The following is a 24,250-nucleotide window of genomic DNA, read 5'->3' as shown; positions in this document are numbered from 1 at the left end:
CCGTTCTTTGGGAGGAAAGCAAAATGAACTTCAAGGCAATCGCATTGGGAACCGCACTCGCGCTGGGGGGCGCAGCGCCCTTCACCGTCCAGACCGCCGCAGCGGAAGGCAACTATATCCCGCTTCTGACTTACCGCACCGGCGCCTTTGCAGGCTCGGGCATCCACATCGCCAACGGCATGTATGACTATCTGCAGATGCTGAATGAGCGCGATGGCGGCATCGGCGGCGTCAAGATCATCCTGGAGGAATGCGAGACCGGGTATGACCCGCAGAAGGGCATGGAGTGCTACGAGGCGACCAAGGGCAAGGGCGCCCTGATGTACAATCCGTATTCCACCGGCACCACGCTGCAGATCATTCCGAAAGCCGGTGTCGACAAGATCCCCGTTCTGTCCATGGGCTATGGCCTGTCGGCAGCAGCCGTCGGCAACACCTTCCCATGGGTCTTCAACGTGCCGGACACCTATTGGGACGGCCTGTCCGTGATCATCAAGTACATTGGTGAGCAGGAAGGCGGCATGGACAAGCTGAAGGGCAAGAAGATCGGCTACATCTTCCTCGACGCCGGTTTCGGCCGCGAGCCGATCCCGCTGCTGGAGCAGCTGTCCAAGGACTATGGCTTCGAGGTGACCCAGTATCCGGTTCCCGCCAAGGAAATGCAGAACCAGTCCTCGCAGTGGCTCAACATCCGCCGCGACCGTCCGGACTATGTGATCATGTGGGGCTGGGGCGCGATGAACCCGACCGCCATCAAGGAGGCCGTCAAGACGCGCTTCCCGATGGACAAGATGATCGGTGTCTGGTGGTCGGCCGGCGATGATGATGCCGCTGCCGGCGGGGCCGGTGCCAAGGGCTACAAGGCGCTGAACATCTCCGGTCTCGGCACGGACTATCCGGCGCTGGCCGACATCAAGAAGCTGGTCGTCGATGCCCGCAAGTCGCAGACCACGGAGGCCAATTTCGGCAACGTTCTCTACAACCGCGGTGTCCTCAATTCCGTGCTGATGGCTGAAGCCATCCGCACGGCGCAGGAAAAGACCGGCAAGACCGTTCTGACCGGCGAAGACGTGCGCATCGGCCTTGAGTCCCTGAACATCACGGCAGAGCGTCTTGAGGAAATCGGCCTTGCCGGTTTTGCTCATCCGATGAAGGTCACCTGCGAGGATCACGCCGGTTCGCATCCGGTCTACATCCAGGAGTGGGACGGCACCAAGTGGGTGAAGGCGACCGACTGGATCGAGCCGATGAAGGACGTCGTGCGCCCGCTGCTTGAGGCCGCAGCCAAGGAGTACACGGAAAAGAACGCTCCCTGGCCGGCCCGTACGGAGCCCTGCCCGAACTGACAAGAGTTCAAGGATGCTTTCTGCCGCGGGCATGAACCGCCCGCGGCAGGGAAATGCCGGAAAGAGGATCAGACCCGTGCTTCAAGCTTCCAACCCGGCTGCGGCCAGCAGCCCCATCCTGTCGGTGAACAACATCGAAGTGATCTATGATCACGTCATCCTGGTGCTGAAGGGCGTGTCCCTGACCGTGCCGGAAGGCGGCATCGTTGCCCTTCTGGGGGCCAATGGCGCGGGCAAGACCACGACGCTGAAAGCCATCTCCAACCTGCTGCGGGCCGAGCGCGGGGATGTGACCAAGGGCAGCATCACCTTCAAGGGCGATCAGGTGCAGGATCTGTCCCCCAATGATCTTGTGCGGCGCGGCTGCATTCAGGTCATGGAAGGCCGTCATTGCTTCGGCCATCTGACCATCGAGGAAAATCTGCTTACCGGTGCCTATACCCGGCGTGACGGGGCAGGGGCGATCAAGGCCGATCTGGAGATGGTCTACAATTACTTCCCCCGCCTGCGGGAGCGGCGGCGCAGCCAGGCAGGCTATACCTCCGGCGGCGAGCAGCAGATGTGCGCCATCGGCCGGGCCCTGATGAGCCGGCCGCGCATGATCCTGCTGGACGAGCCTTCCATGGGACTGGCGCCGCAGCTGGTGGAAGAAATCTTCGAGATCGTGAAGCAGCTCAACGAGGAGCAGGGCGTGTCCTTCCTCCTGGCCGAGCAGAACACCAACATCGCGCTGCGCTATGCCACCTACGGCTACATCGTGGAATCGGGCCGCATCGTGCTCGATGGCGAGGCCAAGGCGCTGCGCGAGAATGAAGACGTCAAGGAATTCTACCTTGGTGTCGGCGGGGAGGGCCGCAAGTCCTTCCGCGATGTGAAGCATTACAAGCGCCGCAAGCGGTGGCTGGCGTAACCAGCGCAGGTATTTCAAGGCGAAGCAAGCGAGGACAGGCTATGACGGCGGAACATCGTGAAGCGCGCGAACGGCGGTCGCCGGATCAGCGCGAGGCGGAGCTTTTTGCCCGGCTTCCGGAAATCTTGCGCCATGCGCGGGAGGAAGCGCCCGGCTGGGCCCGCCATCTGAAAGACGTGGATCCGGCCGCCGTCACCTCACGGCAGGCACTTGCTTCCGTGCCGGTTCTGCGCAAGTCGGACCTGCTGCAGCACCAGAAGGCGGAACCGCCCTTCGGCGGGTTTCTGGCCGGTTCCCTCAAGGGCGTGCAGCGGGTGTTCATGTCTCCGGGGCCGATCTGGGAGCCGCAGCCGGAAGGGCAGGACCCGTGGAATGTGGCCCGGGCACTGGCGGCAGCGGGCTTCCAGGCGGGTGATGTGGTGATCAACACCTTCTCTTATCATCTGACGCCGGGCGGCTTTCTGCTCGATCACGGCGCGCGGGCGCTGGGCTGCACCGTTTTTCCCGGCGGCGTCGGCAACACGGAAATGCTGCTGGAGGCCATCGAGACGCTGAAGCCCTCCGGTTATGTCGGCACGCCGGACTTCCTGAAGGTGCTGCTCGACAAAGGCAAGGAACTGGGGCGGGACATGTCCAGCCTCAAGCGCGGCCTTGTCTCCGGCGGGGCGCTGTTTCCCTCGCTGCGGGCCGATTATGCGGCGCGCGGTATTGCGGTTCTTCAGTGCTATGCCACGGCGGAACTGGGCGTCATTGCCTATGAGAGCGAGGCCGGCAGCGGCATGATCGTCAACGAGGACTATATCGTCGAGATCGTGCGTCCCGGCACAGGCACGCCTGTTGCAGATGGCGAGGTGGGGGAACTGGTGGTCACCACCTTCAACCGCACCTATCCGATGATCCGCTTCGGCACGGGTGATCTTTCAGCAGTGCTGCCGGGCCAGTCCCCTTGCGGACGCACCGGGCAGCGCATTGCCGGCTGGATGGGCCGGGCCGATCAGCGCACCAAGATCAAGGGCATGTTCGTTGATCCGGTGCAGATTGCCGATGTGCTCGCCCGTCACCCCGAAATCCGCAAGGCGCGGCTCGTTGTCACACGCGCCAGCGAGCAGGATGTGATGACCCTGCAGGTGGAAACCGCCACCGCAGACACGGCCTCTGCCATCGCCGCAACCCTTCGGGAGGTGACCAAGCTGAAGGGCGCCGTCGAATGCCTGGCCGAAGGCAGCCTGCCGAATGACGGCAAGGTCATTTCCGATGAGCGCGACTACGGAGGCCAGGCGGCCTGATCCGCCTCTCCCGCTTCTTTTGGGCGGCACTGATCCGGGATCTGAGTTCTGACGTACTGGACAAGGCTGGCTGGTGTCTTATGTTCCGGCCAAATGTGCGCGTGTGCACGCCTGCCCGTTTCCGGAGTTGTCATGACCGTCCAGTTTTCCCCTGAAGCCCTGACTGAAGCCGGCCAATCCATGCGCAGCATCAAGCTGCCGGATGCCCACCCGCCGGTGAAGGCGGGCAAGATCGGTGTGCTTCTCGTGAACCTCGGCACCCCGGATGCCACAAGTTACTGGCCGATGCGCCGCTATCTGCGCGAGTTCCTGTCCGACAAGCGCGTCATCGAATGGCCGAAGGCGCTCTGGTACCCGATCCTCTATGGCATCGTCCTGATCACCCGGCCGAAGAAGTCCGGCAAGGCCTATGACGAGATCTGGAACAAGGAGCTGGACGAGTCACCGCTGCGCACCATCACCCGCAGCCAGTCGAACAAGCTGGCTGAGATGATGGGCGATCATGGCGGACGGCTGAAGATCGACTGGGCCATGCGCTATGGCCAGCCCTCCATCCGCTCGCGCCTTGAAGCGCTGAAGGCCGATGGCTGCGACCGCATTCTGGTGTTCCCGCTCTATCCGCAATATTCGGCCTCGACCACGGCGACGGTGAATGACGAAGTGTGCCGTGCCCTGCTGGAGATGCGCTGGCAGCCGGCCATCCGCACCGTGCCGCCCTATCACGATGACCCGGCCTATATCGAGGCCCTGAGCCAATCGGTGGAGCGGCATCTTGCCGGGCTCGATTTCGAGCCGGACGTGATCCTGACCTCCTATCACGGCATTCCGCAGTCCTACTTCAAGAAGGGCGACCCCTATCACTGCCACTGCATGAAGACGACGCGGCTGATGCGCGAGCGGCTGGGCATGAGCAAGGAGAAGCTGCGCGTCACCTTCCAGTCCCGTTTCGGCCCGGAAGAATGGCTGCAGCCCTATACGGACAAGACCGTCGAGGCGCTGGCGAAGGAAGGTGTGAAGAACATCGCCGTGATGAACCCCGGTTTCGTCGCCGACTGCCTTGAAACGCTGGAGGAAATTGCCGGAGAAGCCGGGGAGATCTTCCACGAGAATGGCGGCGGCGAGTTTACCCACATCCCCTGTCTCAATGACAGCGATCTGGGCATGGCCGTGCTGGAACAGGTGGTGCAGCGCGAACTGTCCGGCTGGCTCTGAAGCCTCCGGTCCTCAACGGGAATGCTCCTGATCCGGGTGGCGGTGCCGCCCGGCTCTTTCTGGGTGGCATCGCAGGCTGATCCGTCGCATACTCCGCCCGTTTTGAAGGCAGATAAGACGGGAGCCTCGCATGCCCTTGGCCGATTACGGTTTCAACATTGTTCTAGTTGCACTCTTTTTCTTCGTCATCCTGCTGATTTTTGCGGGCGTGAAGACTGTTCCGCAGGGCTATAACCTGACGGTCGAACGCTTCGGCCGCTACCGGCGCACCCTCTCGCCGGGCCTCAACCTGATTGTTCCGGTCATCGACAAGATCGGCCGCCGCCTCAACATGATGGAGCAGGTGCTCGACGTCCCCTCCCAGGAGGTCATCACCCGCGACAACGCCACGGTGACGGCGGATGGCATCACCTTCTATCAAATTCTGGACGCCGCCCGCGCCGCCTATGAAGTGGCGGGGCTGGAGAACGCCATTCTCAACCTCACCATGACCAACATCCGCTCGGTGATGGGCTCGATGGACCTGGATGAGCTTCTGTCCAACCGTGACGAGATCAACACCCGCCTGCTGCGCGTGGTGGATGCCGCCGCCGAGTCCTGGGGCGTGAAGATCACCCGTATCGAAATAAAGGACATCAATCCGCCGCGCGATCTGGTGGATTCCATGGCCCGTCAGATGAAGGCCGAGCGTGACAAGCGCGCCTCGATTCTGGAAGCCGAAGGCAAGCGGCAGGCTGAAATCCTCAAGGCCGAGGGCGAGAAGCAGGCGCTGATCCTGCAGGCCGAGGGCCGCCGCGAATCGGCTTTCCGTGATGCCGAGGCGCGCGAGCGCGAGGCTCAGGCCGAAGCGACGGCAACGCGCCTCGTCAGCGAGGCGATTTCGGCCGGTGACATGCAGGCGATCAACTACTTCGTGGCGACCAAGTACGTGGAAGCCTTCAAGGAGCTGGCGACCTCGCGCAATCAGAAGACCCTGATCCTGCCGATGGAATCCACCTCGCTCCTGGGCGCCCTGACCGGCATCGGCGAGATTGCCCGCGAGGCTTTCGGCAACAGGGATGGCGAGGGCCGGTCCAGCTCAGGTTCCGGTCTGCCGTCCGTGCCGCGTCCGGGGCAGAGTGAGGGTGCATGAGCACATTTGAGCAGATCTTCCAGGGATTTGGCGCCTGGGGCTGGTGGTTCGCCGGCATCCTGCTCTTCGGGGTGGAGGTGCTCGTTCCGGGCACCTTCTTCCTCTGGTTCGGCGTCGCGGCCATTCTGGTTGGTGTGGTCAACCTGATCGAACCGCTCACCTGGCAGACGAACATCATCCTCTTCGCGGTGCTGTCCGTCATCAGCGTGATCGCCGGGCGGTGGTTCATGCGGCGGCGGGAAAGCGCCTTTGGCGATCCCGGCCTCAACCGGCGGGGCAGCCGCTATGCCGGACACATCTTTGTCCTGAAGGACCCGATTGTCTCAGGGACAGGCTGGCTTTCCGTTGACGACACGGTCTGGCAGATCACCGGCCCGGATCTGCCCGCGGGCACCCGCGTGATTGTGGAAGGCGTGGAAGGTGTGCGCTTGCGGGTCAGGCAGGCTGCTGACGCCTGATCCCGGTGCCTTCAGCGCGGACCCGGTTTACAGGTTCCCCGGCGGGATCGGCGGGGCCTCGCGCATCAGCAAGACGCTGATGCGCCGGTTCGCCGCCAGGAAGGGGTCGTTCGGGAACAGAGGCTCCGTATCGGCCTTGCCCACCACCGAAAAGATCTGGTCTGACGGCACCCCATATTCGTTGAGGATCTGCCGGGCGATATTCGCCCGGTCGGTAGAGAGTTCCCAGGTGGTGTAATTGGGGTCTGTGGCGGCGCTGCCGGTTGTCGTGTGGCCGGTGACCTCGATCCGGTTCGGCATATCCGCCAGAACCGGGGCAATTTTTGCCAGGATACGGCGGGTGGTCTCATAGGGATATTTCGAACCTTCCCGGAACATCGACCGCCCATCCTGATCCACGATCATGATGTTGAGGCCTTCCTCGGTTTCCTCGAAAATGATGTGCTGGGAGATTTCGGTGATCTCCGGCATTTCCTGCAGGGCCTGACGCAGGGTCGCTGCCGCCGTGGCAAACTGGCGGGAGCGCTCGATCTCGGCCTCCACCGTGTCGTGGGTGTTGGCTTCGGGTCCCTGCTTGGTGTTCTTCTCGTGACGCTCGCTGGCGAAGTCCGAATCCAGTTCCTGTGGAACCTGCGAGACCTGCTTCATGTAGTCGCGGATCGGAATGCCTTCCATTTCGATCACGCCCAGACGCCGCGAGTTCTCCTTGACGCCAAAGGCATCCTTCATCGAGCCGGCGACGATCTGGAGCTTCTGCTTGTCCTGAACCGAGAAGGAAATGATCAGCACGAAGAAGCAGACGAGCAGGGACATCAGGTCGGCGAATGTCACCAGCCATTCCGGGGCGCCGCCGCCTGCAGGCTTCTTGCGTGCCATGACCTGTGCTCCCTTTCCGCCCTTGCCTTATGCCGCGTCGACGAGGCCGGCACGGGCGCTTTCCGGCAGATAGGCAATCAGCATCTCGCGGATCAGCGCCGGGCTCTTGGATTCCCGGATCTGCAGGATGCCGTCGATGATGAGGGTCTGGTTGACCTCTTCCACGTCGAACTTGGCATCGAGCTTGTCCACCATCGGCAGACAGAAGCAGTTGGAAATCAGCGCGCCATACAGTGTGGTCAGAAGGGCGATGGCCATGGACGGGCCGATGGCCGAAGGATCGTCCATGTTGGCCAGCATCTGCACCAGACCGACCAGCGTGCCGATCATGCCAAAGGCCGGGGCACTGTCGCCCAGGGCCTTGAACACGCGCTTGCCTTCCGCAAGGCGGGACAGCGTGAGATCCCGCTCGCGCATCATGGATTCGCGGATGAAGTCGATCTCGTAGCCGTCGGCGATATACTGCACGCCCTTTGCCAGGGTCGGATCCGAAACAGCAGCATTTTCCAGCCCGAGCGGGCCAGACTTGCGCACGATTTCCGCCAGGCCGCTGATTTCTTCGATCAGGTCGCGCGGCTTGATGTTCTTGGCGCCGAAGCCGACCTTGGCGCCGAGCGCGAGGGCGCTGCCGATGCCTCCAAGCGAAAAGCGGATCAGGGTCGCGGCAAGGCCGCCGCCGACCACGATGAGAATGGAAGGAAGATCGACGAATTGACCGAAGCTGCCGCCCAGCATGATGGCGACCATGACGATCGCAAAGGAACCGACAATTCCTATGATTGAAGCCAGATCCATTCCCAGCACCGTCCCAAAAGACCGAAGAGGCCGAACACTCTGGAGCCGGAGCTTAGAGAAACTAGGCTAATCAATCCCTAATCGCGCTGTGAATTGAGGTTTTTGCGTTAAGCAACCTTTGCGTCAGGCCGCTCCGATGCGCAGCAGGTCGTGCATATGGATGATGCCGGCAGGCTTGCCGTCTTCCACCACGAAGATCGAGGTGATCGCCGCCGTGTTGAGGAATTCCAGCACGGCACCTGACAGCATGTCGCCCGGAACAGACTTTGGCCGCCGGGTCATGATTTCATCGACGGTCTTGTCGAGGAAATTGCTGCTCATGTGACGGCGCAGGTCACCGTCGGTGACGATGCCGGTGAGATTGCCGGCCTGATCCGTGACACCGGCGACGCCAAAGCCCTTCTGTGTCATCAGCACGATGGCATCACGCATCCGCGTGCCTTCCACCGTGAGCGGCATGGCATCGCCCTTGTGCATGATGTCGCGGGCAAGCCTGAGGCTCGCTCCCAGCTTGCCGCCCGGATGGAAGACGCGGAAATCCTGTGCCGTAAAGCCGCGGGCCTCCAGAAGAGCCACTGTCAGCGCATCGCCGATGGCCAGTTGCAGCAGCGTCGAGGACGTCGGCGCAAGGCCATGCGGGCAAGCTTCCGTCACCTGCGGCAGGGCGAGGACGATATCGGCTGCCTTGCCGAGGGCGCTGGTGGCCGATGAGGTGATGGCGATCAGCGGCACCTTGAAGCGGCGGGTATAGGCGATGATGCTGGCCAGTTCCGGCGTTTCGCCGGACCAGGAGAGGGCAACCACCGCATCATTCTGCGTGATCATGCCAAGGTCGCCATGGCTGGCCTCGCTGGCATGGACGAAGAACGCGGGCGTGCCGGTGGAGGCCATGGAGGCGGCAATCTTGGTGCCGATGTGGCCGCTCTTGCCGATGCCGGAAATGATGACGCGGCCTGCTATGCCATGCAGAAGCGCCACCGCCCGGGCGAAGGGCAGGGCGAGACTGTCCTGCAGCGCATCGCGCAGGGAGGTCAGAGCTGCCAGCTCCGTGCCGAGGGTGCGGTCCGCCGAGGCCAGAGTCTCGCGGTCCTCACTGGAAAGTGATGAGGGATCGGTGCCGGTAAGGCTGGCGCTGTGCATGGCTTGTCCTTTTGCGCTGCGGACCTCAGCCCTTGTGCGGACTGAGGCTTGTGCGGACTGAGGCCTGTCTATGCCAGCGGCGGCGGCGGCGCAAGCATCCGGGTGGATGATGCCTGCCCGGACGGGTCAGCGGTAACCCTCTGGCAATGCCAATTTACGGCACGGAAACCCGTGGTTAACCATGTATCCCGCATTTTGAGACGAATTGTACCCATAGGTCCCGGTCCGGCTTTTGATGATGCGCCAGTTTTTCTCCTGCCTGCTCGTGAGCGCCTTGAGCGCGCTGCCTGCGGCTGCGCAGGTGGCCGGCAGTCCGTCCACGGGCGCAACGGGACTGCGCACCAGCACCTTTGATGGCAGCGGGCAGGCCATGGACAGCACCGGCGGACAGGCTCTGCCACCGGCCGGCGGCGCGGCGCCTTCGGCCACAGGCTCCCTGCCGCCGGTCAATCCGACGCAGGCGCAGGTCTATTCCCTGATTGGCGGCACGGAAGAGGCTGGCTCTGCCGGGCTTGTCGGCACCGGCCGCCAGAGCCAGACGCGGCCCTTCTCCGACCGGGTCAACGCCGTGCGCCGGGTCAGCGCCAACGGCGGGCAGGGCGGCGCCCTGGGCAATGATGTGTTTGACGGTGAAACCACCTATGATGCGCCTTTGGGGCTGCGGGTAGGCACCTTCACGGTTGTGCCGCAACTGACGGTCTCCGGCGGCTGGTCGGACAATGCGGCCGGCTCTTCCAGCGGGCGTGCCAACGCGCTCTATTCCGTTGCTCCCGACCTGCAGATCCGCTCGGACTGGTCCCGGCATCAGCTGGATGTATCGTTGCGCGGCTCCTATGCGGCCTATCCCGGCAGCAATGTGCGGAGCGAGCCTTCCATCGACACCAGAGCGGCGCTGCGGCTTGATGCCGGGGACAGCACGCAGATCAACAGCTCACTCGGCCATTCCTATTCGCGTGAAGACACATCCACGGCGGAGAACCCGAATGGGGAAGGCGATGTCAATGTGGTGAATGCCTCGCTGGGCGTGACCCGCGAGGCGGGCATCCTGGCAGCCACCCTGCGCGGTGATGTGGCCCGGACGATGTATTCCGAGGGGCAGAGCGGGACAGACCGCAGCGGACGCGACAACACGCTCTATTCTGCGACACTGCGGCTGGATGCCCGCACTGGCGCAATGCTGCAGCCCTTTGCCGAAGTGACGGCTCTGCGCCGCGCCTTCGATGAGGATTGCGCTGCCCCTTGCATCCGCCGCGATGCCAAGGGCTATGCCCTGCGCAGCGGCGTGACCATTGCCGCCGGGCCAAAGCTTGCGGGCGAAGTGGCGGCCGGATGGCGGGTGGAGCGGCTGGACAGCCGCCAGCTTCAGGATCTGGCCGGTCTGACCGTCGACGGTTCGCTCGTCTGGTCGCCGACGCGGCTGACGACAGTCACCGCAGGTCTGACAACAACGCTCAGCCCGTCGGATCTGGCCGGATCTTCCGGCTCGATCCTCTACAGCGCGGACCTGCGCGTGTCCCATGCCCTGTCCGAGAGGCTGGTGGCGCAGGCGGGCGCGGGCTATGCGCGGCGCCACTATCAGGGCGTGGGCATCGAAGAGGCAACCACCAGCGCGCTGGCGGGAGCAACCTATGCCCTGACACGCAACGTTGCCTTGACGGGGACATATACCTATCGGACCTTTGACAGCTCAATCGCCGGTGCGGATTACGATGAAAACCGCATCCAGGCGGGTGTCCGGATACGCCGGTGAGCCGATGAGGCCAGAAGATCAGCTTGCCAACATGGGGTGCGGGGGCATTCCGGGCATTAAGGAGGCCTGAATGACGAACAACGGTTTGACCGGACAGGATGTGTCCCGGCCAATGGGCCGGATCGCCAGAAAGGCTCGCGGCCTTGCCGCTGCCGTGCTGCTTGCTGCTGGAGGGATGATGCAGGCTGGCTCTGCGCTCGCGGATGCGGGCTTTCAGACGTGGGTCCGCAATTTCTGGCCGCAGGCACAGGCGGCAGGGATCAACAGCCAGACCTACAACGCCGTTTTCACCGGCATGACGCCGGATCCGGACACGGTGCGCCTGATGTCGCGCCAGTCCGAGTTCGTGAAACCGGTGTGGGACTATCTCGAAAGCGCGGTTTCCCCCACGCGGATCGAGAATGGCCAGAAGATGCTGCGTGAGCATGCCGCCGTTCTGCGCGAGATCGAGGCCCGCTACGGCGTGCAGCGCGAAGTGGTGCTGGCTGTCTGGGGCATGGAAACCAACTACGGCAGCTTCATGGGCGGCCATGATGTGATCCGTGCGCTGGCGACACTCGCCTATGAGGCGCCGCGCCGGAGGGACTTCTGGCAAGGTGAACTGGTCTCGGCCCTGGGCATCATTCAGGCTGGCCATGTGCGCCACAAGGACATGATCGGTTCCTGGGCCGGTGCCATGGGCCACACCCAGTTCATGCCGTCGAGCTGGAAGCGCTATGCTGCCGATTTCGATGGCGACGGCCGCCGCGATATCTGGACCTCCATTCCCGATGCGCTGGCTTCCACCGCCAATTACCTGAAGGAACACGGCTGGCAGCCGGGCAAGACCTGGGGCTATGAGGTCAGCCTGCCGCGCGGTTTCGATTACTCGCTGGCGGACGACACCACCTCCAAGACGCTGGCCGAATGGTCGCGGCTTGGTGTGAGCCGGCCCAATGGCCGCGGCTTCCCGCGTGCCGATGACACCGCCGTGCTTGTGCTGCCGGCCGGGGCGGCTGGTCCGAGCTTCCTGATGCTGAAGAATTTCTCCGTCATCAAGCGCTACAACAATGCCACCGCCTATGCGCTGGCCGTTGGCCATCTGGCCGACCGGATCCGGGGCGGCGATGCCTTTGCCGGGGGCTGGGCGCGGGAGCATCTGCCGCTCAACAAGGATCAGACCATGCAGCTGCAGGCAGCTCTCAACCGCAAGGGCTTCCAGGCCGGCGAGCCGGATGGTCTGGCAGGCCCCGCCACCCGCCGCGCCATCCGCGCCTTCCAGAAGTCGCGCGGCCTGATCCCGGATGGCTATGCCTCGGTCATGCTGCTGTCCAGAATCGGCAGCGGCAGCTAATACCAAGGCTTTCGATGCTGACGCATCACGCCTTGAAAATGCTCAAGCACCGTACGGGCTTGACCAACTCTCGATGAGCCGAACTCATCGAGAGTTGGTGTAGCACTTCCGGAGCGGCGCCAGATTGCCTATAGTCTGACCTTGTTCAGATGGAGGTTTCCGGGTGCCGCTTCTTTCGTTCAGGATGCGCTGGCTTGCCATTCTCCTTGCAGCTCTGGTTGTTCTGCCGGTGCTGCAGGGGGCTGTGCTGGCGCAGGGGCGCCCCATTCCGCCTCCCCCTTCCGAAGATGGCTTCAACCCGCTGCGCCCGCTCATGCGCCTGTTCGGCGTGTCCCGGCCCGAGGTGCGGGTGCAGGAAGCCAAGCCTGTGGTGCGCAAGAAAGCCCCTGCCGCCCCCAGCAATACCCCTCCCAAAGTCGTGGAAGCGCCGAAGGAGCCGGATGCAGGTGTTGTGCTTGTGCTCGGCGGGCCAACGGCCGCAGCCCTTGCCGAGGGGCTGACCTCCATATTTGCACAGAAGCCGATGATCCGGGTTGAGCTTCTCACAGAGGCGCCTGCGGCCTCACCGGCCGCGTCCCCCGAGGGCGGCACCGGGGCGGCACAGCCGGCCGTCCGGCCTGACGGCCTGATGGGAGAGCCGGACCCGGCGTGGACGGAACGGGCGGTCTCGCGCATCCGCGGCGGCGGCGTCAAGGCGGTCGTGGCTGTCTTCGGCTATGCCGATCTCAAGGATCTGCCGCAGCCGGATGGCGGTCTGGTGCCCTTCGGCAGCGATGCCTTCAAGGCGGAATACCGCAAGAAGCTGCGCGCCCTGGCGCTGGCCATGCGGCAGGAGCGCAAGCCCCTGCTGCTGGTGGGCCTGCCGCCGACCGAAGCCGCCCGGCTTGATCCCGGCTTTACGCTGATCAACGATCTGCTTCAGAGCGAAGCCGCCATGACCCGTTCAACCTATGTGGACATCTGGAAGATGTTCCTGGATGACAACGAGGCCTATACCGCCTTCGGGCCGGATGTGGACGGCCAGCGCCGCCGCCTGCGCGCCAATGATGGCGTCGGCTTCACCTGGGCCGGGGCCCGCAAGGTGGCGTTTTTCGTCGAGCGGGAGCTTGCCCGTGTGCTTGGCGGCTATGGCGGGCTCGCCTTTGAAGGCGTGGCGGACGATCCGAACTTCATCGTCCTGACCGGACGCGCCCTGTCGGCAGAGGACCATCTGGCGGGCGATGCCAACGAACCCCAGATCCTGCCTCCGGTGGAAACCGAAGCCGCCGCCCGCCTTGCCCGCAAGTTCCTGGCCACAGGCGACACCGGCGCGCCCACTCCCGGCCGCGTGGATTTCACGGGTGCTGTGCCGAATTGACGGGGGCATTCCGGGGTCTGGCGCTTTGAAGGCCGGCTCTGTCCCGGTGTCAGTTGCGGCAGCCTTTGAACAAGGTCGCCGGTTGCCGCAACCCGCTGGAGCCTGAGGTCACCAGCTGCGCCGGCAGCTGCTATCTGGCCAGCTTGTAGCGTTCGGCAGGCTTGCCATCAAACATCGCCTGCAACAGCCTGCCGGACAGAGCAACGTAGTCCGGCAGCAGAGACGTGTCGTGCAGCGACGGTGCGGTGATGGTTTCCCCTTGTTCGAGGCCTGAGAGCGCCGCATCGACACAATCCTCCGTGGTCATGACGATTGCCTCCGGCAGAGGCTCAAGGTCTGCGCCTCCGGCGACTTCCCAGCCTTCGGAAATGACCGCACCGGGCAGCACCAGCTGAACCCTGACCGAAGTGCCTTCGGCTTCGTGCTGCAGGCTCTGGGTGAAGAGGAACACATAGGCTTTGGTGGAGCCGTAAACAGGAATGCCGGGATAGGGGCTGAAACCGGCGCCGGACCCGATATTGACAATCGTTCCGGCATTGCGGCCCTTGAACGCCGCGAGCGCGGCTTTCGACAGGGCGGTCAGGGCCGTAATGTTCAGGGCGATCATGCTCTCGATTGTGGCATCATGTGTCTGTGTGAGAGGCTTCAGAGCAGAGAAGCCGGCATTGTTGATGACAAGTGAAATGGAAGGGTCATCCGACAGGAGCTGCGTTACCGCAGAGATCCCTTCAGCGGTGGTGAGATCGGCTGCCAGCGCCCTGGCGGAAACCGGGAACTGCTGCTGCAATTCCCCGGCAATACGCTGCAAGCGGTCCTGCCGCCGGGCAACCAGCACGAGGTCATATCCGCGCGCCGCAAGACGCTCGGCATAGACTTTGCCAATCCCGGAGGACGCTCCGGTCACGATGGCTGTTCCGGGTTTCTTGAGGTTTGAATGTGTCAAGGCGATTTTCCTTATGAGGATGACGAATTGCCTCAGTACAGGTATATATCGTGTACTAAGTGTCAATTACGCACTTAATGTATCCTAGGTATCGTCAAGGAAACCGGATGTCCTATACAGAAGAGCGTGTTCTCGAAACACTTCCTGGCGTCAGGCCGGTGCTCGAACAAATAGCCCACAAGTGGTCTATTCTGATCTTGACCTTTCTCTGCGAGGAGCCGAAGCGCTTCAATGCTCTCAAGCGCCGTCTCGACGGGATTACCCAGAAGGCGCTGACTGAGGCGCTGCGCAAGCTGGAAAGAAATGGGCTGGTGCAGCGGACGGTGACAGCCACGTCGCCGGTTGCCGTCGAATATTCGATCACGCCGCTGGGCCGGACGCTTCAGGATCCATTTCTGGCTCTTTACGATTGGGCCGTTGCGCATCAAGGCGATCTTGCCGCTGCACAGGAGCGGTTTGACACGAAGCCTTAGACGGCTTGCGGCGGGGCTGGCCGCGCAGGACCGGACGGTGGCGGCCTCGGCCGGAGAGTGGGCCTTATCCCAAAACAAAAGGAGCGGCCGGGGGGCCGCTCCTGGGGATTGTGCTGTTCCGCCTGCCGCTCAACGGGGCAGGTTGGAGGAGCCGGTGAGGAATTCGTCCACGGCGCGGGCGGCCTGGCGGCCTTCGCGGATGGCCCAGACGACCAGCGACTGGCCGCGGCGCACGTCGCCGGCGGCAAAGACGTTGGCATAGCTCGTCTTGTAGTCCTCGGTGTTGGCCTTCACGTTGGTGCGGCCATCCAGCTCCAGCTTGCCGTCCAGCTCGGCGATGAAGGTGTCGAGGCGCGGGCCGGAGAAGCCGATGGCGGCCATCACCAGATCAGCGCGCAGGATGAACTCCGTGCCGGGGATCGGCTTGCGCTTTTCGTCCACGCGGGCGCACTTGACGCCGACGATGTGCCCGTCCTCGCCGACGAGGCCGAGGGTGGCGGCGGAGAACTCACGCTCGGCGCCTTCGGCCTGCGAGGAAGAGGTGCGGAACTTCGTCGGCCAGTAGGGCCACACGGTCAGCTTGTCTTCCTTCAGCGGCGGGATCGGGCGGATGTCGAGCTGGGTCACCGACAGGGCGCCCTGACGGAAGGCCGTGCCGACGCAGTCGGAGGCGGTGTCGCCGCCGCCGATGACGACCACATGCTTGCCCGCAGCCCAGATCGGTGCCTCGCCAGAGACATCCTCGCCGCCGACGCGGCGGTTCTGCTGGACCAGATAGTCCATGGCCCAGTGGCAGCCTTCCAGCTCCATGCCGGAGACGCCCGGATCACGCGGACGCTCGGCACCGGCGCAGATGATCACGGCATCATGGCGCTCGGACAGCTCTTCCATGGTGACGGTGACACCGACGTTGACGCCATAGTGGAAGGTGACGCCTTCTTCTTCCAGCTGCTTGACGCGCAGGTCGATGTGGCGCTTTTCCATCTTGAAGTCCGGGATGCCATAGCGCAGCAGGCCGCCGGCCTTGGGCTCGCGCTCATAGACATGGACGGTGTGCCCGGCGCGGGCCAGCTGCTGGGCAGCGGCCATGCCGGCCGGGCCGGAGCCGATGACGGCAACGGTCTTGCCGGTCTTGGTGGCGGAGGGTTCGGCGCGGATCCAGCCTTCCTTCCAGCCCTTGTCGGCAATCGCCTGCTCAACTGTCTTGATGTTGACCGGGGCGTCCTCGAGGTTCAGCGTGCAGGCTTCCTCGCACGGGGCGGGGCAGACGCGGCCGGTGAACTCCGGGAAGTTGTTGGTCGAATGCAGGTTGCGCAGCGCCAGTTCCCAGTCGCCCTGATAGACCAGATCGTTCCAGTCCGGGATCTGGTTGTGCACGGGGCAGCCGGTGGGGCCGTGGCAATAGGGGATGCCGCAGTCCATGCAGCGGGCCGCCTGACGCTCGACCTCGCCCTGGTTCAGCGGCAGGGTGAACTCGCGGAAATGGCGGATGCGGTCGGATGCCGGCTGGTACTTCTGCTCCTGCCGGTCGATTTCCATAAATCCGGTGACCTTGCCCAAGGTGACCTCCTCAAAACTCGTTTCGTCCTCAGCCGCCTCGACCGTTTGTCCGGGAGACGGCGCTGTTGCCGGGTGGTGCCGGCCCTCAGCGTCTGCCGCGAGGGCCGGGCGCAGGTGGCGGGCTTATTCCGCCGCCACCATGCCGAGCCGTTTTTCTTCCATCTCGCGCAAGGCCCGGCGGTACTCGACGGGCATCACCTTGACGAATTTCGGCCTGTACACATCCCAGGCATCCAGGATCGCCTGAGCCTTGGTGGAGCCGGTGTGGGCCACATGGTTGAGCAGGAGCTGGCGCAGGCGCTCGTCGTCGTGGCGGGTCATGTCGCCCGTCACGTCCACGCGGCCCTTGTGCTCGATGTCGCCGCCATGGTGGTGCAGCTTCTCCAGCAGGTCGTCTTCCTCGGCCACCGGCTCGATATCGACCATGGCAAGGTTGCAGCGGGAGGAGAAGTTGCCTTCCTCATCCAGCACATAGGCGATGCCGCCCGACATGCCGGCTGCGAAGTTGCGTCCGGTCTGGCCGATGACGACGACGATGCCGCCGGTCATGTATTCGCAGCCGTGGTCACCCACGCCCTCGACCACCGCAATCGCACCGGAGTTGCGCACGGCGAAACGCTCGCCCGCAACGCCGCGGAAGTAGCACTCACCCTCGGTCGCGCCGTAAAGCACGGTGTTGCCGACGATGATGGACTCTTCCGGCACGATCCGTGCCTTGTCCGACGGACGCACGATGATCTTGCCGCCCGACAGGCCCTTGCCGACGTAGTCGTTGGCATCGCCCCGCAGTTCCATGGTGATGCCGCGGGCGAGGAAGGCGCCGAAGGCCTGACCGGCAGTGCCCTTCAGGTTGATCTTCAGCGTATCCGCCGCCAGGCCCTTGTGGCCGTAGCGCTTGGCCACTTCGCCCGAGAGCATGGCACCGGCAGACCGGTCGACCGAGCAGATGGTCTCCTCGACGATGGTCGGCGTCTTGTCTTCCAGCGCCGGGCGGGAAGCCGCGATGAGGCGGCGGTCCAGAATATCCGTGATCGGATGCTCCTGGCGCTGGGTCCAGCGGGTTTCTTCGGGAGCGGCCTCGGGCTGGAAGAAGATGCGGCCGAAGTCGAGGCCCTTCGCCTTCCAGTGGTCGATGGCGGTTTCCTTGTCGAGGAAGTCGGAGCGGCCGATGATCTCGTTGAGGTCGGCAACGCCGAGAGATGCCATCAGCTCGCGCAGCTCTTCCGCGACGAAGAAGAAGTAGTTGATCACGTGCTCCGGCGTGCCCTTGAAGCGCTTGCGCAGCACCGGGTCCTGGGTGGCGATGCCAACCGGGCAGGTGTTGAGGTGGCACTTGCGCATCATCAGGCAGCCTGCGGCGATCAGCGGCGCGGTGGCAAAGCCGAATTCGTCCGCACCCAGCAGGGCGCCGATGAGCACGTCACGGCCGGTCTTCAGGCCGCCGTCCACCTGCAGCGCCACGCGGGAGCGCAGGCCGTTGAGCACCAGCGTCTGCTGGGTTTCGGCAAGGCCGATTTCCCAGGGGCTGCCGGCATGCTTGATCGAGGTCAGCGGCGAAGCGCCGGTGCCGCCGTCATAACCGGAGACCGTGATGTGGTCGGCGCGGGCCTTGGCAACGCCTGCGGCCACCGTGCCCACACCCACTTCCGACACCAGCTTGACGGAGATGTCGGCTTCCGGGTTCACGTTCTTCAGGTCGTAGATCAGCTGCGCCAGATCTTCGATCGAGTAGATGTCATGGTGCGGCGGGGGCGAAATCAGGCCCACGCCCGGGGTCGAGTGACGCACCTTGGCGATGACCGCATCCACCTTGTGGCCCGGCAGCTGGCCGCCTTCACCGGGCTTTGCGCCCTGTGCCACCTTGATCTGCAGCATGTCGGCATTGACCAGATATTCGGTGGTGACACCGAAACGGCCGGACGCGATCTGCTTGATGGCGGAGCGCTGCGGGTTCATCGAGCCGTCCGGCAGCGGCTTGAAGCGCTCGGCTTCCTCGCCGCCTTCACCGGTGTTCGACTTGCCGCCGATCTTGTTCATGGCAATGGCGAGCGAGGTATGCGCCTCGCGGCTGATCGAGCCGAAGGACATGGCGCCGGTGACGAAGCGGCGGACGATCTTGTCGGCCGGTTCCACCTCGCCGATGGAGATTGGCTTGCGGCCCAGCTCTTCCGCGCTCTTGATGCGGAACATGCCGCGGATCGAGAAGCGGCCGGTCTCCTTGTTGGAAAGCTCGGCGAACTCGCGGTACTTGTCCGGCAGGTTGCCGCGCACGGCGTGCTGCAGGGTGGCGATGGAGTCCGGTGTCCACATGTGGCTTTCGCCGCGGATGCGGTAGGCATATTCACCGCCCACTTCCAGCGACCGGCGCAGGATGGCGACATCCTCGAAGGCCATCTGGTGGCGCATGACGGTTTCCTGCGCCACTTCCTTCAGGCCGATGCCTTCGATGGTCGTTGCCGTGCCGAAGAAGTACTTCTCGACGAAGGCGGAGGACAGGCCGATGGCGTCGAAGATCTGCGCACCGCAATAGGACTGGTAGGTCGAGATGCCCATCTTGGACATGACCTTGAGGATGCCCTTGTCGATGGACTTGATGTAGCGGTAGACCACTTCATCGGCATCGACTTCCTCGGGGAAGTCCATCTCGTGGTGCATCGAGAGCAGGGTCTCGAAGGCGAGATAGGGGTTGATCGCCTCGGCGCCGTAGCCGGCCAGCACGCAGAAGTGATGGATCTCGCGCGCTTCACCCGTCTCCACCACGAGGCCCACGGAGGTGCGGAGGCCCTTGCGGATCAGGTGATGGTGCACGGCAGCGGTGGCCAGCAGCGCCGGAATGGCGATGCGGGCGCGGCTGATCAGACGGTCGGACAGGATGATGATGTTGTCACCATGCCGCACGGCCTTCTCGGCCCGCTGGCACAGTTCCTCCAGCGCATCTTCCATGCCCTCGGCGCCGCGCGCTGCGGAATAGGTGATGTCGAGCGTCTTGGCCGAGAAGTGATTGTCCGCGATGTCGCCGATGCGGCGGATCTTTTCCAGATCCTCGTTGGTGAGGATCGGCTGGCGGACTTCCAGGCGCTTGGCGTGCGACAGGCCCTTGAGGTCGAACAGGTTCGGGCGCGGGCCGATGAAGGAGACGAGGCTCATCACCAGCTCTTCGCGGATCGGGTCGATCGGCGGGTTCGTCACCTGCGCGAAGTTCTGCTTGAAGTAGGTGTAAAGCAGCTTCGACTTGTCGGAGAGCGCCGAAATCGGCGTGTCCGTGCCCATGGAGCCCACGGCTTCCTGACCCACGGTCGCCATCGGCTGCATCAACAGCTTGATGTCTTCCTGGGTGTAGCCAAAGGCCTGCTGACGGTCGAGCAGGCTTTCACCAGCCACCGGAGCGCGCTCGCGCACGCCCGGCATGTCCTCAAGCACGATCTGCGAGCGGTGCAGCCAGTCCTTGTAGGGGTTGGCGGTGGACAGCTGGCGCTTGATCTCGTCGTCGGAGACGATGCGGCCTTCTTCCAGGTCGATGAGCAGCATCTTGCCCGGCTGCAGGCGCCACTTCTTGACGATCTTCTCGTCCGGGATCGGCAGAACGCCCACTTCCGAGGACATGATGACATAATCATCATCGGTGACGATGTAGCGGGCCGGACGCAAGCCGTTGCGGTCCAGCGTCGCGCCGATCTGGCGGCCATCGGTGAAGGCCACGGCGGCGGGGCCGTCCCACGGCTCCATGATGGCTGCGTGATAGGCGTAGAAGGCGCGGCGGTTCTCGTCCATCAGCGGGTTGCCGGCCCAGGCTTCCGGGATCAGCATCATCGCCGCATGGGCCAGCGAGTAGCCGCCCATGACGAGGAATTCCAGCGCGTTGTCGAAGCAGGCGGTGTCCGACTGGCCTTCGTAGGAAATCGGCCACAGCTTGGTGATGTCGTCGCCGAACAGTGGCGAGGACACGGACGCCTGACGGGCGGCCATCCAGTTGACGTTGCCGCGCAGGGTGTTGATCTCGCCGTTATGCGCCACCATGCGGTAGGGGTGGGCGAGATCCCAGGACGGGAACGTGTTGGTGGAGAAGCGCTGGTGCACCAGGGCGAGGGCCGAGGTGAAGCGCTCGTCCTTCAGGTCCTTGTAATAGGCGCCCAGCTGGTAGGCCAGGAACATGCCCTTGTAGACCAGCGTGCGGCTGGACATGGAGACCAGATAGAAGCCCTGCTTCACCGCGTTGCTCTCGGCGCGCACGGTGTTGGAAATCACCTTGCGCAGCACGAACAGGCGGCGCTCGAAGGTGGTCTGGTCGATGCCATCTGCCGCGCCAATGAAGAGCTGGCGGGAATAGGGCTCGGTGGCGGCAATGTCCGGTGCCTTGGACAGGGACGAATTGTCGACCGGTACGTCACGCCAGCCGAGGACCTTCTGGCCTTCAGCTGCGACAACGCGCTCGACGATTTCCACGCACTTGGCGCGCAGGGCCGCGTCCTGCGGCAGGAACAGGAAGCCGACGCCATACTGGCCCGGCTCCGGCAGGGTCACCCCTTGCGCCGACAGCTCGGCCTTGAAGAAGTCATGCGGGATCTGCACGAGCATCCCTGCGCCGTCGCCCATCAGCGGGTCGGCGCCAACCGCACCGCGGTGGGTGAGGTTTTCAAGGATGTTCAGGCCGTCCGCGACGACCTTGTGCGATTTCTGGCCTTTGAGATGCGCAATGAAGCCGACGCCGCAGGCGTCGTGTTCGCGAGAAGGATTGTAGAGCCCTTTATCTGCCGCCTCGCGCAGACGCGTGGCGATAGTGGTCGCGGTGCGAGCTTTTTCCGCTCCCTCGCGCCCTGCTACGGCCATGGCTGTGCTGGTGGTCAGCTCACTCTTCATCATATGCGCCCTCACTGTAATCCAGTGTTTCCGCAGCCGTCCTCAGGTCGCATGTGCGCACCTTTCCCCTCTTGGGGGCAAGACACGCAGATCTCCCTCAGCCTGTGCCGCGGCTCTGTCGTAGTTTTAACGCTTCGCTTCCACAAAGCGAACCGTCTTCTGGCGAAAGCAAGCCTCCCGCTTCGCCGGTGATGCCCTTTTTCTGCCTGCCGCACGGGGCAGCAAGGCAGTCCGGAGCCTGTCCGCAGGCTCTCGCATGAGGTGCCGGTGTCTGTGGTGCCTCCCCCATATCCGGCGATTGCCGCGGATTGGCCACGGCCCAGCGAGTAACCTCGGGGCTCGAAAAAAGGGACAGTATTCCTGCCCTATTCCGAGCCGGGGGAACATGCCAGATTTCCCCCGGGGGGGCAAGACCGTTTATAAGGATTAAAATTCATTTTGTTTCGCCATTTGCAGCGCCAGGTTCATTTTCGGAACGGGCTGCGGCGGAATGAGCAACAAAGTTTCACGATTGCCGTTCACACTCCCGGCATCAGCGTATGCCTCCGCCGTCACGGGGCTTTGATTTTCCCGTGTCAGGGGGAAGGAGCATGATGCTGGTCATCCGCTACACGGCGCCATCGGGGGAGCCGGGACGGATGAAACGAGGTACGAAAATGAGCAAGACCTTTCTTTCTGCGGCAATGGTGGCCAGCGCTGTGGCGGCGGCGGTGGCTGGCGTGACTGCGCCGACAGAAGCTGGCGCACAGGCCAAGGAAAAATGCTACGGCGTGTCGCTGGCCGGCAAGAATGACTGCAAGGCCGGTCCGGGCACGACCTGCGCCGGCACGTCCACGGTCGACTATCAGGGCAATGCCTGGACGCTGGTGCCCGCAGGCACTTGCACGGAGATGAAGCTGCCGGATGGCCGCATGGGCTCGCTGACCGAGCTGGACCGCGATCTGCCGAAGTCCTGAGGCTGCAGGACTGGAATGCAGGATCAAGGCTTCCGGCGCGTGCCGCCGGAAGCCGCATTGCGGGGGAGCGATTGCCATCATGACAGGGCTGCAGGAGACGGCGGACCTCAGTTTCACCCTGCCGCAGCGCGGTGGGGCTGGGCTGAAGCCGGAGCATTACACCGAAATTCTGTCGCAGAAGCCCGATGTCGGCTTCTTCGAGATCCACGCGGAAAACTACATGGGTGCAGGCGGCGCGCCGCATCATTATCTGGAGCGGATCCGGGCGGACTATCCCATCTCGCTGCATGGCGTGGGCCTGTCGATTGGCGGCGATGGCCCGCTGGATGAAGCCCATCTTGCCCGGCTGAAGCATCTTTGCGAGCGCTATGAGCCAGCCTCCTTCTCCGAGCATCTGGCCTGGTCCAGCCATGACACCGTGTTCCTCAATGATCTGCTGCCGCTGCCCTACACACAGGCGCGGCTGGATGTGGTCTGCGACCATATTGACCGGGTGCAGGAGGTTCTGGGGCGGCGGATGCTGCTGGAAAACCCCTCCACCTATGTGGCCTTTGCCTCCAGCGAGATGGATGAGCTGAGCTTTCTGGCCGGGATTGTCCGGCGCACAGGCTGCGGGCTGCTGCTCGACGTCAACAATGTCCATGTTTCCGCCGTCAATCACCGCCGCGATGCGCGGGACTATCTGGCGGCTTTTCCCATTGAACATGTTGGCGAGATTCATTTGGGCGGCCACGCGCCGGACGCGGATGACGAGGGCGGGCCGCTGTTAATCGATGCCCACGACCGGGAGGTGGATGAAGCAGTCTGGAGCCTCTTCGCGGATCTCATGGCGCGGACCGGCCCGCTGCCGGTGCTGATCGAGTGGGACAACAACGTTCCATCCTGGCCGGTTCTGCTGGGGCAGGTGCAGGAGGCGGAGCAGATCATGGCCCAACTTCGGCACGAGGCCCGGCCGCAGGGGCTGCTGCGTCATGGCTGAGCAGGCCTCCGTTTCCAGCGCAGACTTTGCGGCGGCACTGATGCGCGCCGGCCTGCCGGTGCCGCAGGATGTGACCGGCCCGGACGGCGCTCCCGCGCCCAAGCGTTTCGGCGTTTACCGCAACAATGTCATCGTCAGCCTGACCGAAGCGCTGATGGCGACCTATCCGGCGCTGGTGCGGCTGCTGGGAGAAGAATATTTCCGGGCGCTTGCGCGGCTTTATGTGAGCGCCGAGCCGCCATCATCGCCCGTGCTTCTGACCTATGGCGGCAGCTTTACCAGCTTCATTGCAGGGTTCCCGCCGCTGGCAGGCTATCCCTATCTGCCGGATGTCGCCCGGCTGGAATGGGCCTGGCTCGAAGCCTATCACGCGGCAGACCGGGCGCCGCTCGATCCGGCCCAGCTTGCCGCTGTGCCGCCGGAGCAGCTTGGCGCCCTGCGCTTCACGCTGCACCCGGCCTGCCGCCTGATTGTCTCGCCTTGTCCGGTGCTGGATCTGGTCCGGGCCAACCGGTTCGAACTTGAAGGGGGCGTAGAGGTTGATCCGGGGCAGGGACAGAGTGTACTCCTCACACGGCCGGGTATTGACGTCATCCTTCACCCCTTGCAGGCGGGGGAGGCGGCTTTTGTGGCGGCGCTGACCGCTGGCGATCGTCTCGCAGAAGCTGCAGGCAGCGCGCTGACTGTCGATCCGGCCTTTGATCTTGCCGCCGCCATTGGCCTGTTGCTGCGCAGCGGCGCAGCTTGTGAATGCCAAATTGACCTTGCGTAAATTTTATCCGGATGCACTCTAGCACCAAGCCTTGCCACGCTGACGCATCATGCCCCGCAAAATGCTCACACGCAGCACGGGCTTGCTATGACACCCGGAACTGTCCGGGAGGGAC

At 63.9% G+C, this 24,250-nt stretch carries 19 protein-coding genes; 13 read left to right on the top strand and 6 right to left on the bottom strand.

The window, feature by feature from the left end; genetic code table 11:
* Window positions 1-23: 23 nt before the first annotated feature.
* The 6 genes from IF10I1_RS00990 (at window position 24) to IF10I1_RS00965 (ending at window position 6,344) form a co-directional block, all read left to right on the top strand.
* Window positions 24-1,346, top strand: a complete 1,323-nt coding sequence (locus tag IF10I1_RS00990) for an ABC transporter substrate-binding protein (RefSeq protein WP_050472404.1) — start codon at window positions 24-26, stop codon at window positions 1,344-1,346.
* A 31-nt stretch (window positions 1,347-1,377) separates the two neighbouring features.
* On the top strand, window positions 1,378-2,256 hold the full coding sequence (locus IF10I1_RS00985; protein ID WP_208977544.1) for an ABC transporter ATP-binding protein: 879 nt from the start codon (window positions 1,378-1,380) through the stop codon (window positions 2,254-2,256).
* A gap of 41 nt (window positions 2,257-2,297) precedes the next feature.
* On the top strand, window positions 2,298-3,542 hold the full coding sequence (locus tag IF10I1_RS00980; RefSeq protein WP_094463556.1) for a phenylacetate--CoA ligase family protein: 1,245 nt from the start codon (window positions 2,298-2,300) through the stop codon (window positions 3,540-3,542).
* A gap of 180 nt (window positions 3,543-3,722) precedes the next feature.
* Complete coding sequence (gene hemH / locus IF10I1_RS00975) at window positions 3,723-4,754, top strand: ferrochelatase (RefSeq protein ID WP_208977545.1); 1,032 nt, start codon at window positions 3,723-3,725, stop codon at window positions 4,752-4,754.
* Between the two features lie 130 nt (window positions 4,755-4,884).
* The gene (locus IF10I1_RS00970; RefSeq protein ID WP_050472407.1) at window positions 4,885-5,886 is read left to right on the top strand and encodes an SPFH domain-containing protein; all 1,002 of its coding nucleotides are present in this window, start codon (window positions 4,885-4,887) and stop codon (window positions 5,884-5,886) included.
* Window positions 5,883-6,344 (top strand): NfeD family protein, encoded by a 462-nt coding sequence (locus tag IF10I1_RS00965; protein ID WP_050472408.1) that lies wholly within the window; start codon window positions 5,883-5,885, stop codon window positions 6,342-6,344. The genes IF10I1_RS00970 and IF10I1_RS00965 overlap by 4 nt, the downstream gene beginning before the upstream one ends.
* A gap of 27 nt (window positions 6,345-6,371) precedes the next feature.
* On the opposite strand, the gene IF10I1_RS00960 is transcribed toward IF10I1_RS00965, so the two are convergent.
* From IF10I1_RS00960 to IF10I1_RS00950, 3 genes are all read right to left on the bottom strand, one after another.
* Window positions 6,372-7,220 carry a flagellar motor protein MotB gene (locus IF10I1_RS00960; protein WP_019964856.1) on the bottom strand — a complete coding sequence of 283 codons (849 nt, stop codon included), beginning with the start codon at window positions 7,218-7,220 and terminating at the stop codon, window positions 6,372-6,374.
* Window positions 7,221-7,247: 27 nt separating this feature from the next.
* Window positions 7,248-8,015, bottom strand: coding sequence for a motility protein A (locus IF10I1_RS00955; RefSeq protein ID WP_186391744.1), 768 nt, complete (start codon window positions 8,013-8,015; stop codon window positions 7,248-7,250).
* Window positions 8,016-8,138: 123 nt separating this feature from the next.
* Window positions 8,139-9,155: an SIS domain-containing protein gene (locus tag IF10I1_RS00950; RefSeq protein ID WP_186391745.1), complete on the bottom strand. Its 1,017-nt coding sequence runs from the start codon at window positions 9,153-9,155 to the stop codon at window positions 8,139-8,141.
* A 238-nt stretch (window positions 9,156-9,393) separates the two neighbouring features.
* Here IF10I1_RS00950 and IF10I1_RS00945 point away from each other — a divergent pair, with 238 nt between their 5' ends.
* The 3 genes from IF10I1_RS00945 (at window position 9,394) to IF10I1_RS00935 (ending at window position 13,595) form a co-directional block, all read left to right on the top strand.
* The gene (locus IF10I1_RS00945) at window positions 9,394-10,905 is read left to right on the top strand and encodes an outer membrane beta-barrel protein (RefSeq protein ID WP_186391746.1); all 1,512 of its coding nucleotides are present in this window, start codon (window positions 9,394-9,396) and stop codon (window positions 10,903-10,905) included.
* 112 nt (window positions 10,906-11,017) lie between these two features.
* On the top strand, window positions 11,018-12,238 hold the full coding sequence (locus tag IF10I1_RS00940; RefSeq protein ID WP_119396687.1) for a lytic murein transglycosylase: 1,221 nt from the start codon (window positions 11,018-11,020) through the stop codon (window positions 12,236-12,238).
* A 163-nt stretch (window positions 12,239-12,401) separates the two neighbouring features.
* Window positions 12,402-13,595 carry a DUF459 domain-containing protein gene (locus IF10I1_RS00935; RefSeq protein WP_208977524.1) on the top strand — a complete coding sequence of 398 codons (1,194 nt, stop codon included), beginning with the start codon at window positions 12,402-12,404 and terminating at the stop codon, window positions 13,593-13,595.
* A gap of 130 nt (window positions 13,596-13,725) precedes the next feature.
* On the opposite strand, the gene IF10I1_RS00930 is transcribed toward IF10I1_RS00935, so the two are convergent.
* A complete protein-coding gene (locus IF10I1_RS00930; protein WP_186391747.1) occupies window positions 13,726-14,538 on the bottom strand; it encodes an SDR family oxidoreductase in 813 nt (270 codons plus the stop codon).
* A gap of 107 nt (window positions 14,539-14,645) precedes the next feature.
* On the opposite strand from IF10I1_RS00930, the gene IF10I1_RS00925 reads away from it, so the two are divergent.
* Entirely contained in the window at window positions 14,646-15,011 is a 366-nt protein-coding gene (locus IF10I1_RS00925; RefSeq protein WP_050472414.1) for a helix-turn-helix domain-containing protein, read from the top strand.
* A gap of 129 nt (window positions 15,012-15,140) precedes the next feature.
* On the opposite strand, the gene IF10I1_RS00920 is transcribed toward IF10I1_RS00925, so the two are convergent.
* Together IF10I1_RS00920 and gltB are read right to left on the bottom strand one after the other, a co-directional pair.
* Window positions 15,141-16,571 carry a glutamate synthase subunit beta gene (locus IF10I1_RS00920; RefSeq protein WP_058898749.1) on the bottom strand — a complete coding sequence of 477 codons (1,431 nt, stop codon included), beginning with the start codon at window positions 16,569-16,571 and terminating at the stop codon, window positions 15,141-15,143.
* A gap of 123 nt (window positions 16,572-16,694) precedes the next feature.
* Complete coding sequence (gltB, locus tag IF10I1_RS00915; RefSeq protein ID WP_244284613.1) at window positions 16,695-21,431, bottom strand: glutamate synthase large subunit; 4,737 nt, start codon at window positions 21,429-21,431, stop codon at window positions 16,695-16,697.
* Between the two features lie 653 nt (window positions 21,432-22,084).
* Here gltB and IF10I1_RS00910 point away from each other — a divergent pair.
* The 3 genes from IF10I1_RS00910 to IF10I1_RS00900 all read left to right on the top strand — a co-directional run bounded on the left by IF10I1_RS00910 (window position 22,085) and on the right by IF10I1_RS00900 (window position 24,135).
* On the top strand, window positions 22,085-22,384 hold the full coding sequence (locus IF10I1_RS00910) for a DUF2282 domain-containing protein (protein ID WP_050472425.1): 300 nt from the start codon (window positions 22,085-22,087) through the stop codon (window positions 22,382-22,384).
* Between the two features lie 79 nt (window positions 22,385-22,463).
* The gene (locus tag IF10I1_RS00905; RefSeq protein ID WP_186424313.1) at window positions 22,464-23,363 is read left to right on the top strand and encodes a DUF692 family multinuclear iron-containing protein; all 900 of its coding nucleotides are present in this window, start codon (window positions 22,464-22,466) and stop codon (window positions 23,361-23,363) included.
* Window positions 23,356-24,135 carry a DNA-binding domain-containing protein gene (locus IF10I1_RS00900; protein ID WP_186424312.1) on the top strand — a complete coding sequence of 260 codons (780 nt, stop codon included), beginning with the start codon at window positions 23,356-23,358 and terminating at the stop codon, window positions 24,133-24,135. The genes IF10I1_RS00905 and IF10I1_RS00900 overlap by 8 nt, the downstream gene beginning before the upstream one ends.
* The last annotated feature ends 115 nt before the right edge of the window (window positions 24,136-24,250 follow it).

Source organism: Pannonibacter sp. I15F10I1 (genome assembly GCF_900185665.1).
GTDB classification, from domain to species: Bacteria; Pseudomonadota; Alphaproteobacteria; order Rhizobiales; family Stappiaceae; genus Pannonibacter; species Pannonibacter indicus.
Note: the sequence above shows the minus strand (reverse complement) of the source record. Positions and strands in the feature narration are given on the sequence as shown.